Origin of the sequence: Kitasatospora sp. NPDC058218 (genome assembly GCF_042882445.1) — a bacterium.
Classification (GTDB): Bacteria; Actinomycetota; Actinomycetes; order Streptomycetales; family Streptomycetaceae; genus Kitasatospora.
In genome coordinates this window covers 1-12,229 of record NZ_JBHVWC010000036.1, presented here as the reverse complement: position 1 = coordinate 12,229, position 12,229 = coordinate 1, and the positions used below count along the sequence as shown (strand labels likewise).

Genomic DNA, 12,229 nt, shown 5'->3' with positions numbered 1-12,229 from the left:
CCCGCAGCCGGAACCCCGTCGGCCAGACCCGCCAGGAGCCCCCATGCCGCCCGCCGACGAACCCCGCCGGGAGCAGCTGCTCAACGCCGCCGACCGGGTGGTCCAGCGGGAGGGCCCGGGCGCCAGCATGAACGCCATCGCCGCCGAGGCCGGGATCACCAAGCCGATCCTGTACCGCCACTTCGGCGACCGGAACGGGCTGATCAGGGCGCTGACCGAGCGCCACACCAGCGGCCTGCTGGCCGCCGTACGGGCCGCGCTGAGCGAGCCGCTGGAACGCCGCGACCGGGTCGAGCACGTGCTGGACACCTACCTCGCCGGGATCGAGGCCCGCCCGCAGGTCTACCGGCTGCTCACCCACCCCGAACCGGGCGACCCGTCCGGTGTCGGCAACGCGCTCGCCCCGGCGCTGCGGCAGATCGCCGGGGAGATCACCCGGGCCGTCCAGAGCCAGGTCGACCTCGGAGCCGACCGCGAGCTCCTCGCCGAGGCCTGGGGCCGGGGCATCACCGGCATGGTGCTGGCGGCCGGCGACTGGTGGCTGGAGTCCAGACCCTGCTCGCGCACCCGGATGGTGCAGGCCCTCGCCGACCTGCTCTGGGGGCGCCTCGCGGCCGCCGCCGACCTGCCGACCGCCGTCCTGCCCACCCCGGCGGCGGAGGCACCGCCGGCCTGAACCCTTGTGCTGTGCACGGCAATCCGGGCATCATCGGGCCCCACCCCCCGCTCCGCGAGATGCCGCGAGGTCCCGATGCGCCCGTGCCGCACCGCCGTTGCCCTCCTGCTCGCCGCCACCGCCGCCCTGGCCGTCCCGATGTCCGCCACCCCGGCCCGGGCCGACGCCCACGGCCGGTCGGCCCGGGCCGGGTTCCCCACCGCCACCGCCACCGCGCCGGACGGCACCACCGACCTCACCGACGCCACCGGCCGCCGCCTGCGGCTGCGCGGCTTCAACCTCGACAAGTACGCCGAGGCCACCGAGCAGGACGTCGCGGCCCTGGCCGCCCAGGGCTTCACCCTGATCCGGGTGGCCGTCTCCTGGACCAGGCTGGAACCCACCCGCGGGCGCCTCGACCCGGCCGAACTGCGCCGCCTGCACCGGGTGCTCGACTGGGCCGACCGCTACGGCGTGCTGGCCCTGGTCGACTTCCACCAGGACGTCTACGGGCCGAAGTACGGCGGCGGCGACCGCGGCATCCCGCTCTGGGCCACCCGCGACGACGGCCTGCCGTTCACCCCGGACCCGGACGACTGGTTCGCCGGGTACTTCCAGCCCGCCGTCCAGGCGGCCTTCCGCCACCTCTACGACGACCCGGACCTGCGCGCCTGGCAGGCCGACTTCTACACCCGGCTGGCCCGCGAACTGCGCGGCCACCGCTCACTGCTGGGCTACGACCTGTTCAACGAGCCGTTCGGCCCGGTGGACGGCGACCCGACCGATCCGGCCGTGCTCGCCGCCGCCTCCGCCGCCCTCGAACAGGGCCGCCTCGCCGACATGTACGACCGGCTGATCCGGGCCGTGCGCCGCGTGGACTCCCGTGCCTGGCTGTTCGTCGAGCCGACCGTCCTGGTCGGCCAGGGCGTGCCCACCCGGCTGCCCGGCTTCACCGACCCGCGCCCCGGCGCGCCCCGGCTCGGCTACGCGCCGCACTTCTACGACACCGCCGTCGAGTCCGGCGCCGACTGGGACCCTTCCGGCGGCTTCGTCGAGAACTACACCGCGGCGATCACCGCCTACCCCGCCGCGCACCACCTGCCCGTACTGGTCGGCGAGTGGGGCCCGCCGAACTCGCGGACACCCGGCAACACCCAGCTGGTCCGCCGCCAGGTCGCGGCCATGGACGGCTTCGCCGCCGGCTGGGCGATGTGGTACTGGTGCCGGGGCGACGGCGGCTACTGCGCGCTCGACCCGGCCGGCCGACCCGCCCCCGGCGACGAGCCGGCCTTCGGCCCGTACCCGGTGGCGGTCGCCGGGACGGCCGTGCGCACCGGTACGACGGCGGACGGCCCCTTCGTGCACTGGACCGCCGACGGTACCGGCCGGACCACCGAACTGGTCCTGCCGGCCACGGCGTTCCCCACCGGCGTGCGGGTCACCGTCACCCCGGCGGCCCGGGTCGAGCTCGACCAGCCGGCCGACGGCCGGGCCGGCAGCGCCCGGATCCACCTGCCGCACACCCGCCCGGGCACCCCGGTCACGGTGACCCTCGCACCCCGCTGAGGCCCGGTGGCCCGCCCCGCCGGCGGGCCACCGGCCGGCCCCGCTACGCCAGACCGCGGCGGGCCAGCAGCGGCGCGGTCCCCGGGTCGCGCCCGACCACCGCACGGAAGGAGTCCAGCGCGCCCCGGCTGTCCCCGCGCGACAGGAGCTCGCGGCGGAACACCTCGCCGCTCTCCCGCACGCTCCGGCCGTTGCCCCGGAACCAGTCCACCGTCTCGGCGTCCAGCACCTCGGACCAGATGTACGCGTAGTAGCCCGCGCTGTAGCCGCCGGCGAAGACGTGCGAGAAGTAGGCCGTCCGGTAGCGCGGCGGGATCGCCGCCACCGCGAGCCCGGCCTTCGCCAGCGCCCGCGCCTCGAACTCCTCGGCGTCCGCGATCTCCTGGCCCTGCGGCACGGTGTGCCAGGCGAGGTCCAGCAGCGTCGCCGCCAGGTACTCGACGGTGCGGTGGCCCTGTCCGAAGCCCTCGGCGGCCGCCATCCGCTCGACCAGCTCGGCCGGCAGCGGCTCGCCGGTCACGTGGTGCTTGGCGTAGTTGGCCAGCACCTCGGGCCAGACCATCCACATCTCGTTGACCTGCGAGGGGAACTCCACGAAGTCCCGCGGCACGTCCGTTCCGGCGAAGTACGGGTAGCGCACGTCCGAGAACAGCCCGTGCAGCGCGTGGCCGAACTCGTGGAACAGCGTGCGCACCTCGTCCCAGGAGAGCAGCACCGGCTCGCCCGGCGCGGGGCGGGCCACGTTCAGGTTGTTCATCACCACCGGCCGCCGGCCCAGCAGCCGCGACTGGGTGACCAGTTCGTCCATCCAGGCGCCGCCGCGCTTGGACGCCCGGGCGTGGAAGTCCCCGAGGAACAGGCCCAGCGAGCCGCCGTCCTCCTCGAACACCTCGAAGACCCGCACGTCAGGGTGGTACGCGGTGAGGTCCGGCCGCTCGGTGAAGGTCACCCCGTACGCCAGGTTGGCGGCGAAGAAGACGCCGTCGCGCAGCACCCGCTCCAGCTCGAACCAGGGGCGCAGCGCCGCCGCGTCCACCTGGTAGGAGGACTGCCGGACGAGCTCCGAGTAGTACGCCCAGTCGTGCGCGGCGATCTCCTCGATCCCGTCGGCGGCCGCCGCCCCGGCCAGCTCCACCGCCTCCCGCCGCGCGTTGGCCACCGCCGGCGGCACCAGCCGGGCCAGCAGCGCGTCGACCGCCTCGACGGTGCCGGCCGTCTCGTCCGCCACCACGTAGGCGGCGTGCGTGTCGTACCCGAGCAGCCGGGCCCGCTCGGCGCGCAGCGCGGACATCCGGATCGCCAGCGGGCCGTTGGTCCCGGCCGCGCGGCCCAGCGAGGCCGTCAGCAGGCGCTCGCGCACCGAGCGGTCGGTGAGGAAGGCCAGCTCGGTCTGGTTGGAGAAGTTCTTCAGGCTCAGCACGTACTTGCCGTCGTGCCCGAGCGCCCGGGCGTTCTCGGCCGCGCCGGCGATCGCGTCCGGCGAGAGCCCGGCCAGCTCCGCCGCGGAGTCCAGCACCAGCGCCCGCGCCTTCGAGTCCGCCGACACGTTGCGGCGGAACGCCGAGGCGCCGGCGGCCAGTTCGGCGTTCAGCCCGCGCAGCCGCTGCTGCTCGGCGGCGCCGAGCCGGGCGCCGGCCCGGACGAAGGCGGTGTGCCGCCGCTCCAGCAGCCGCAGCGACTCCTCGTCCAGGCCGAGCCCGGCCCGCGCCCCGTGCAGCTCCTCGATCCGGGCGAACAGCGCGGCGTCCAGGTGGATCGCGTCCCGGTGCTCCGCCAGCCGCGGGCTGATCTCGGCGTCCACCCGGTCCACGCCCGGCGTGGTGTCCGAGGAGACCTGGTTGTCGAAGACCGCGCGGACCCGCTTCAGCAGCGCACCCGAGCGCTCCAGCGCGATCAGGGTGTTGTCGAAGGTCGGCGGCTCCGGGTTGGCGGCGATCTCGGCGATCTCGGCGAGCTGCTCGGCCATCCCGCGCTCGAACGCGGGCAGGTAGTGCTCTTCCCGGATCTCGGCGAAGGGTGGCAGTTCGTAGACCAGGGTGCTGGGCTTGAAGAACGGGTTCTCGGTCATTTCGCCGACCCTACGCGGTAGTAGCGGCCCGGCAAACGCCACCGGGCCCGGTGGGCGGCGCACTGCCGGCGCGCGGGCGCACCGGCCGGCACGCGCGCCTGCGCCGGTTGTCGTACCCACCGGTTACCGTCGAGGTCCGCAGCCCGTACGCCCGAGAGGAGGAGCCCCCGTGGCACCCCGGATCGCCCTCGTCCCCGACCCGCACGGCCCGGGCGGGCGGCTGCAGCCGCTCGACGACGCCGGTGCCCCGCTCGGCCCGCCCGCCGCGGTGGCGGACCTCGCGGCCGCCGTCGCCGAGCGGGAGGCCGCCGAGCACCCCCGCTGGGTCTGGGCGGCCACCGACAGCGCCTACGCCCCCCTGCTCCCCCGGCTGCCCGACCGGCTCGCCCGCTGCCACGACCTCAGGCTGGTCGAGGCCCTGCTGCTGGCGTACGAGGGCCGGTTCGGCGCGCCCCGCTCGCTCGGCGCCGCCTGGGCCCGGCTGAGCGGGCTGCCCGTCCCCGCCGACCTGCCCGAGCCCGGCTCCGCCGAGTCCGGGGACGGCCAGGACACCCTGTTCGCCCCCGACCGGCTCCAACTCCCGCCCGGGGCCGACGCACTGGCCGCCGTGTCGGCCGTCCACGCCGAGCAGCAGCGCCGGCTCGCCGCGATCACCGACCCGGGCGCCCGCTCCCGGTTCCGGCTGCTGGTCGCCGCCGAGTCGGCCGGCGCGCTGGTGGCCGCCGAGATGGCCCACGACGGCCTGCCCTGGCGCACCGACATCCACGACCGGCTGCTCACCGAGCTGCTCGGCCCCCGCCCGACCGTCCCCGGTGCCCAGCCCAGGCTGCTCTCCGAGCTGGCCGTCGAGCTCCAGGAGTCCCTCGGCGGCCGCCCGTTCAACCCCGACTCGCACAGCCAGGTGCTGCGCGCCTTCGCCGACCGGGGCATCCAGCTCGGCTCCACCCGGTCCTGGGAGTTGAAGGCGGTGGACCACCCGGCCGCCGCGCTGATGATCCGCTACAAGGAGCTCGCCCGGATCCACGCCGCGCACGGCTGGGCCTGGCAGGACGCCTGGGCCCGCGGCGGCCGGTTCCGCCCCGAGTACGTGGTCGGCGGCGTGGTCTCCGGCCGCTGGGCCAGCCGGGGAGGCGGCGCGCTGCAGATCCCGCGCATCCTGCGCCGCGCCGTGGTCGCCGACCCGGGCTGGCTGTTCGTCGTGGCCGACGCCGCCCAGCTGGAGCCGCGCGTGCTGGCCGCGCTCTCCCAGGACGCCGGCCTGGCCCGCACCGCGGCCGAGGGCGACCTCTACGAGGCGCTGGCCGCCTCCGCGTTCCAGGGGGACCGCGACAAGGCCAAGCTCGGCCTGCTCGGCGCCATGTACGGCCAGACCAGCGGGGACATCGGCCCGCTCCTCGCCACCCTGCGCCGCCGCTACCCGGCCGCCATGGGATACGTCGAGGCGGCCGCCCGGACGGGCGAGGACGGCGGCGTGGTCGCCTCCCGGCTGGGCCGGCCCTGCCCGCCGCCCTCCGCCGACTGGCTCGACCTCACCGAGGCACCGGAGACGGCGGGGGAGGCCGGCGGCCGCTCGGCCCGCGCCCGGGGCCGCTTCACCCGCAACTTCGTGATCCAGGCCAGTGCGGCCGACTGGGCGCTCGCCCTGCTCGCGGCACTGCGCCGGCGGCTGAACGCGCTGCCCGCCGCGGGCCCGGGCGAACGCCCGCACCTGGTGTTCTTCCAGCACGACGAGGTGGTGGTGCACACCCCGGCGAACCTCGCCGACCAGGTGGCCGCCGCGGTCGCCGAGTCGGCGGACGAGGCCCGCCGGCTGGTCTTCGGGGAGACGCCGGTCCGGTTCCCGCTCACCACCGCCGTGGTGGACTGCTACGCCGACGCCAAGTAGCCGGCACCGGCCGCGCGCCCCGCGGCCGCTACAGCTTGCGGAACGTCCGCGCGTCCTCGGCGGCGGCGGCCACCTCGGTGACGGCCGCCCCGGTGGAGGCCGTCACCGCGGCCGCGACCGCGCCCTCCACGAAGGGCGCGTCCACCAGCACCACCCCGGGGCGCGGCTCGTCCTCCAGCAGCGTGACGGCGGTCAGCACCGAGCTGCCGAGGTCCGCCAGGACCACCACGCCCGCCCCGCCGTCCGCCTCCGCGACGGCCCCGGCGATCAGGTCGTAACTGGTCCCGAGCCCGCCGTCCTCCGTTCCGGCCGCCAGCACCACCCGCACCGTGTCCGGGGCGAGTTCCCCCAGCAGCTCCCGCACCCCGGCGGCGAGCCGTGCGCTGTGCGAGACCAGGACGATGCCCACGTAGTCGCTCATACCGCCGACCCTACGACCGTCCCGCTGCTCCACGGGAGTGGTCCGGCCGACCCCGCGTGTCGAACCGCGGCCGCCCGCACGCGTGTCGCACCCCGTGCCGGCCACCCCCGTCTGGCGTAGCGTCGGGTCAGCACCGTCTGCCGAGGGAGCGAAGCGCTGTGAAGAAGCTGATCAACACCCCGGAGAGCGTCCTGGAGGACGCACTGGCCGGAGTCGCCGCCGCCCACCGGGAGTTGACGGTGGACATCGCGAACCGGGTGATCACCCGCGCGGTCCGCCCGGCGGCGTCGAAGGTCGCACTGGTCTCCGGTGGCGGCTCCGGCCACGAACCGCTGCACGGCGGCTTCGTCGGCCCGGGCATGCTGGACGCCGCCTGCCCCGGCGAGGTGTTCACCTCCCCGGTGCCGGACCAGGTGCTGGCCGCCGCCAAGGCCGTGGACTCGGGCGCCGGGGTGGTCTTCGTCGTGAAGAACTACACCGGCGACGTGATGAACTTCGAGCTGGCCGCCGAACTGGCCGCCGAGGAGGGCCTGGTGGTCCGCACGGTACTGGTCGACGACGACGTCGCGGTCGAGGACTCGACCTGGACGGCCGGCCGCCGGGGCACCGGCGCGACCGTACTGGTGGAGAAGATCGCCGGTGCGCTGGCCGAGCGCGGCGCCACGCTGGACGAGGTGGCCGCCGTGGGCGAGCAGGTCAACGCCGCCTCCCGGTCGTTCGCGATCGCGCTGACCGCCGCGACCACCCCGGCCGCCGGCAAGCCCGGCTTCGACCTGCCGGAGGACGAGATCGAGGTCGGCGTCGGCATCCACGGCGAGCCCGGCCGCCGCCGCGAGAAGCTCCGCCCGGCCCGCGAACTCGCCGCCGAGGTGGTGGAGACCGTCCTCGCCGACCACCACCTGAGCGCCGGCGACGAGGTGATCGCCCTGCTGAACGGTCTGGGCGGCACCCCGCTGCTGGAGCTGTACATCGTCTTCGGCGAGGTCGCCGCCCGGTTGGCCGAGCGCGGCATCACGGTGGCCCGCAACCTGGTCGGGGACTACGTGACCAGCCTGGACATGGCGGGCTTCTCGCTCACCCTGACCAAGGCCGACGCCCGACTGCTGGACCTCTGGGACGCCCCGGTGGACACCCCCGCCCTCAAGCGGGCCTGACGGAGGAGGAACGGTCATGGACTTCGACACCGCACTGGCCGAGGCCTGGGTCCGCGCGATCGCGGTCGCGGTCGAGAAGGAGCAGGGTCGGCTCACCGACCTGGACTCCGCGATCGGCGACGGCGACCACGGCAGCAACCTGCGGCGCGGCTTCGCCGCCGTGCTCACCGCGCTGGACGGCCTCGCCCCCGACAGTCCGGGGGCGGTGCTGACCAAGACCGGCACCACACTGATCTCCAAGGTCGGCGGGGCCTCCGGCCCGCTGTACGGCAAGGCCTTCCGCGCCCTGGGCGCCGCGCTGCCCGGGCCGGCCGACCCGGCCGCGTTCGGCGGGGCGCTGGCCGAGGGGCTGCGGGCGGTCCAGGCCCTCGGCAAGGCCGAGCCGGGCGACAAGACCATCGTGGACGCCTACGCCCCGGCCCTGGCCGCGTACCGCGAGGCGGTGGCGGCGGGCGCCGACCTGCCGCAGGCCGCCGGGGCCGCGGCGGACGCGGCCGAGCAGGGCGCACTGGCCACCGTGCCGCTCCAGGCCCGCAAGGGCCGCGCCTCCTACCTCGGCCCGCGCAGCGTCGGTCACCAGGATCCGGGCGCCACCTCCACCGCCCTGCTCTTCCGCGCCCTCGCGGAGGTCGTCGGGGGCTGAGGGAGCACGCGGAACGCTCCCGCCCTACTGGTCCGTCCGGGTGATCAGGAGCAGCAGGGCGTCGTCCCGCAGCTCCCCGCCGGTGTGCTCCAGCAGGTCGGCGTAGACCCGGCCGACCGCCGCCTCCAGCTCCGTCGCGGAGCGGGCCGCGCCCCGGACCAGCGGGCCGACCCGCTCCGCCAGCGGGTAGAAGTCGCCGCTCTTGCGGTGCCTGGCCTCGATCACGCCGTCGGTGCAGAGCACCAGCACGTCCTCGTGGCCGAACGGCTGGTCCCAGGTGGCCGGCTCGCCGACGGCCAGCCGGCCCAGGCCGAGCGGCACCCACGGGTCGGGCGCGTGCAGCACGTGCGCCCCGCCGTCGTGGTCCACCCGGATCGGCGGGACGTGACCGTACTGCAGCAGCTGCATCACCCCCGGCGTCCGGAACTCCGCGAACAGCGCGGTGGTGAACTCCCCGTCCGGGGCGTGCCGCTCGACGCTGGCCTCGATCCGGGCCGCGACCCCGCGCAGCCCGGCCTCGTCGTAGGCGGCCTCGCGGAAGGAGCCGAGCACCACGGCGGCGGTCTGCACCGCGCCGAGCCCCTTGCCGCGGACGTCCCCGACCGCCACCCGGGTGCCGTGCGGGGTCTCCAGCACCGAGTAGAGGTCTCCGCCGATCCGGGAGGCGTCGGCGGCGGACACGTACCGGACCGCCAGGTGCAGCGGTCCGACCACCGGTCCGGGCAGTCGCAGCAGCGCCCGCTGGGCGGCCTCGGCGACGGAGCTGACGGCCGCGAAGGCGGCCGCCCGGCGCATGCGGATCTTGGCGACCCAGGCGGAGAACACGGTGAGCAGCAGGTAGCTGATCATCGCGCCGTAGAGGAAGCGCTCGTCGTTGACGTTGTCGACCTCGTCGTAGTGGCTGAGGCCGAACACCGTGAAGAGGCCGAGCAGGCAGACCAGCAGCAGTTCGAGCGGCCGCAGGGTGAGCGCGGCGATGGTGGGCACGACCGTCATCAGCGGTGCGAGGTAGCGGTCCTTGCCGGAGAACAGGTCGGCCAGCCCGACCAGCAGTATCGCGACCAGTGCGGGGCTGGCCCGGCGCCAGAGCGGCACGTCCTGGAGGTCGGCCGCCAGCAGCGCGCCGCGCCGCCGCTCCGGGGGCAGTCCGGTGGCGGTGGGGACCGCGGGCGACTGGGCTCGGCGGATCGGGAACACATATCGAACATAACGGACGATCAGCACCCCCACCCCCGCACCCCCGGGAGGCGGCCCGACCCGCACCTCCCGCACTGGGCCAATCGGTACCGAAATGACCGCTTTGTCATACAGTGCGACTAAAGCGGCCACACAAGGGAGGCCATCACCGGTGTCCGGATACCGCAACACCCCCCGCATCTCCGATCCGCCGACGCGCACGGCGGCACGACCCGACCAGTGGCTCAGGGTCTTCCTGATCGGCCTACTGCTCTGGATCGCCACCGTCGCCGTCACCTTCCTCACCGGGAACAGCAACCTGGTACCGACGATCGTGCTGCTCGGCAGCTTCCTCGTCCCGGCCACGATGGTGGTCTGGGCCTACGAGCGCTACGCCGCCGACCTGGGCGCGGACCGGATCTTCGCCTGCTTCGGCATCGGCGGCATCATCGGCGTCCTCGGCGCCTCGGTCCTGGAGACGTACCTGCTCTCCCCCTCGGTCTGGATGTACGTCGGCGTCGGCCTGATCGAGGAGGCGGTCAAGCTCGCCGCCCTGGTCATGGTCAGCCGGCGACTGCGGGTCGGCGGGCTGCGCTACGGGCTGGTCCTGGGCGCCACCGTCGGCGCCGGCTTCGCCGCCTTCGAGAGCGCCGGGTACGCGTTCAACGCGGTGCTCAGCCTCCAGGGGCTCTCGCTCAGGAGCCTGGTGGAGACGGAGATCCTGCGCGGGGTGCTGGCACCGGTCGGCCACATCCTGTGGACGGCGATCCTCGGCGGGGTGCTCTTCCGCGAGCGGCGCGGCGGCCACTTCCGCTGCACGCTCCCGGTCGTCCTCACCTATCTGGGCGTCGCGCTGCTGCACGCGCTCTGGGACAGCATGGGCGGCATCGCCGTCTGGCTGGTCGCCAGGACCACCACCAGCGACTGGCAGCGCGCACTGTTCGACCTCGGCTACATGCCGGACCCGACCAGCGAACAGGTCCACCTCTACACGCTCTACGACACACTGGGGCTGATCGCGGTCTCGCTCGGCGGCCTGCTCTGGCTGCGCCTGCTGGTCCGCCGCGAGCGGGCCGCCCCGATCCCGGCCCAGCACCCGTCGGCGCCCGCCTAGCGGCCCCGGCCCGGCCGAAACCGTCCGGCCCCGCACCACCCGCCGCGCCCGAATCCGGCCGCCACCCGGCGCGGATTCGGGCGCAGCGTGTCCGGGCGCATACGCTCTGCTGTCGGACCGCGTCCCGATGCGATCCACATCGCCACCCCCCTCTTTGGGGAATACCCCGCAGGGGTATGGTGTCATCAAGAGTGAGAGCCCGGGCGCATGCCCGCGGCCGTACAGATCTCCCGGAGGCCCCGATGTCCAGCACCATCACCTACACCGTGACCGGCATGAGCTGCGGCCACTGCGAGAGCTCGGTCAGCAAGGAGCTCACCGCACTGGCCGGCGTCACCCAGGTGGCGGCCGACGCCAAGGCCGGCACCGTGACGGTCTCCTCCGCGGCCCCGCTCGACGACGACCAGATCCGCGCCGCCGTCGACGAGGCCGGCTACGAGCTGGTCGGCCGGTCCGTCTGAGCCCCCGCGGTGCGGCGGGGGCCGCTCGCCCCGGCCCCCGCCGCGCGCCCTCCTCAAGGAGCTGATCAGCATGAGCACCTCCACCCCGGCCACCACCGCCGCGGACCTGGCCGCCGGCCCGCGTGACCAGGACGGCGGGGCCGCGGTACGCGACCGCGTCGAGCTGTCGATCGGCGGGATGACCTGCGCCTCCTGCGCGGCCCGGATCGAGAAGAAGCTCAACCGGATGGAGGGCGTCGAGGCCACGGTCAACTACGCCACCGAGAAGGCCCGGATCGACTTCGGACCGGGCGTGAGCGTGGCCGACCTCATCACCACCGTCGAGAACACCGGCTACACCGCCGAGGTCCCCGCGCCGCCGGTCGCCGAACCGGCCGACCCCGCCGGGCCCGCTCCCGCCCCGGAGCAACCCGCGGCCGACCCCCTGCTGGACCGGCTGCTGATCAGCGCCGTCCTCAGCGTCCCGGTGGTCATGCTGTCGATGATCCCGTCCCTGCAGTTCGCCAACTGGCAGTGGCTGGCCTTCGCCCTCACCGGCCCGGTCGTCGTCTACGGCGGGCTGCCGTTCCACCGGGCCGCCTGGACCAATCTGAAGCACGGCGCCGCGACCATGGACACCCTGGTCTCGCTCGGCACGCTGGCCGCCTTCGGCTGGTCGTTCTGGGCGCTGTTCTGGGGCCACGCCGGGATGCCCGGGATGCGGCACGCGTTCTCGCTCTCGATCGGCGACACCGACGCCTCCTCCACCCTGTACCTGGAGACGGCCGCCGCCGTCACCGTGCTGATCCTGCTCGGCCGCTACCTGGAGGCGCGCTCCAAGCGCCGCGCCGGCGCCGCCCTGCACGCCCTGCTCGGGCTCGGGGCCAAGGACGTGTCGGTGCTGCAGAACGGCTCCGAGGTCCGGCTGCCGGTGGACCGGCTGACCCCCGGCATGCGGTTCGTGGTCCGCCCGGGCGAGAAGATCGCCACCGACGGCACCGTCGTCGAAGGGTCCTCCGCGGTGGACGCCTCGATGCTCACGGGCGAGTCCGTCCCGGTCGAGGTCGCGGTCGGCGACACCGTCACCGGTGCCACCGTCAACGCCGG

At 75.1% G+C, this 12,229-nt stretch carries 11 protein-coding genes; 8 read left to right on the top strand and 3 right to left on the bottom strand.

The features are described 5' to 3' along the window. Positions 1-43: 43 nt before the first annotated feature. Positions 44-676, top strand: a complete 633-nt coding sequence (locus ACFVYI_RS22570) for a TetR family transcriptional regulator (protein ID WP_387888372.1) — start codon at positions 44-46, stop codon at positions 674-676. A gap of 75 nt (positions 677-751) precedes the next feature. Beyond that, a complete protein-coding gene (locus ACFVYI_RS22565; RefSeq protein ID WP_387888371.1) occupies positions 752-2,221 on the top strand; it encodes a cellulase family glycosylhydrolase in 1,470 nt (489 codons plus the stop codon). 43 nt (positions 2,222-2,264) lie between these two features. Here the strand turns inward: ACFVYI_RS22565 and ACFVYI_RS22560 are convergent, their stop codons facing one another. After that, positions 2,265-4,289: a M3 family metallopeptidase gene (locus tag ACFVYI_RS22560; protein ID WP_387888369.1), complete on the bottom strand. Its 2,025-nt coding sequence runs from the start codon at positions 4,287-4,289 to the stop codon at positions 2,265-2,267. 169 nt (positions 4,290-4,458) lie between these two features. On the opposite strand from ACFVYI_RS22560, the gene ACFVYI_RS22555 reads away from it, so the two are divergent. Then, positions 4,459-6,174: a bifunctional 3'-5' exonuclease/DNA polymerase gene (locus ACFVYI_RS22555; protein WP_387888367.1), complete on the top strand. Its 1,716-nt coding sequence runs from the start codon at positions 4,459-4,461 to the stop codon at positions 6,172-6,174. A 28-nt stretch (positions 6,175-6,202) separates the two neighbouring features. Here the strand turns inward: ACFVYI_RS22555 and dhaM are convergent, their stop codons facing one another. Then, positions 6,203-6,595 carry a dihydroxyacetone kinase phosphoryl donor subunit DhaM gene (dhaM, locus tag ACFVYI_RS22550; RefSeq protein WP_387888365.1) on the bottom strand — a complete coding sequence of 131 codons (393 nt, stop codon included), beginning with the start codon at positions 6,593-6,595 and terminating at the stop codon, positions 6,203-6,205. A 158-nt stretch (positions 6,596-6,753) separates the two neighbouring features. Between dhaM and dhaK the strand changes: the two genes are divergently transcribed. Then, positions 6,754-7,749 (top strand): dihydroxyacetone kinase subunit DhaK, encoded by a 996-nt coding sequence (gene dhaK, locus ACFVYI_RS22545; RefSeq protein WP_387888362.1) that lies wholly within the window; start codon positions 6,754-6,756, stop codon positions 7,747-7,749. A gap of 16 nt (positions 7,750-7,765) precedes the next feature. Beyond that, positions 7,766-8,392, top strand: coding sequence for a dihydroxyacetone kinase subunit DhaL (gene dhaL / locus ACFVYI_RS22540; protein ID WP_387888359.1), 627 nt, complete (start codon positions 7,766-7,768; stop codon positions 8,390-8,392). 24 nt (positions 8,393-8,416) lie between these two features. Here the strand turns inward: dhaL and ACFVYI_RS22535 are convergent, their stop codons facing one another. Next, a complete protein-coding gene (locus ACFVYI_RS22535) occupies positions 8,417-9,589 on the bottom strand; it encodes a PP2C family protein-serine/threonine phosphatase (RefSeq protein ID WP_387888356.1) in 1,173 nt (390 codons plus the stop codon). Between the two features lie 151 nt (positions 9,590-9,740). Here ACFVYI_RS22535 and ACFVYI_RS22530 point away from each other — a divergent pair, with 151 nt between their 5' ends. The 3 genes from ACFVYI_RS22530 to ACFVYI_RS22520 all read left to right on the top strand — a co-directional run. Continuing rightward, complete coding sequence (locus tag ACFVYI_RS22530; protein WP_387888354.1) at positions 9,741-10,682, top strand: PrsW family intramembrane metalloprotease; 942 nt, start codon at positions 9,741-9,743, stop codon at positions 10,680-10,682. 242 nt (positions 10,683-10,924) lie between these two features. Next, complete coding sequence (locus ACFVYI_RS22525; protein WP_380579522.1) at positions 10,925-11,143, top strand: heavy-metal-associated domain-containing protein; 219 nt, start codon at positions 10,925-10,927, stop codon at positions 11,141-11,143. 70 nt (positions 11,144-11,213) lie between these two features. Then, positions 11,214-12,229, top strand: a 1,016-nt coding sequence (locus ACFVYI_RS22520; RefSeq protein ID WP_387888351.1) for a heavy metal translocating P-type ATPase, incomplete at its 3' end; no start/stop codon positions are given.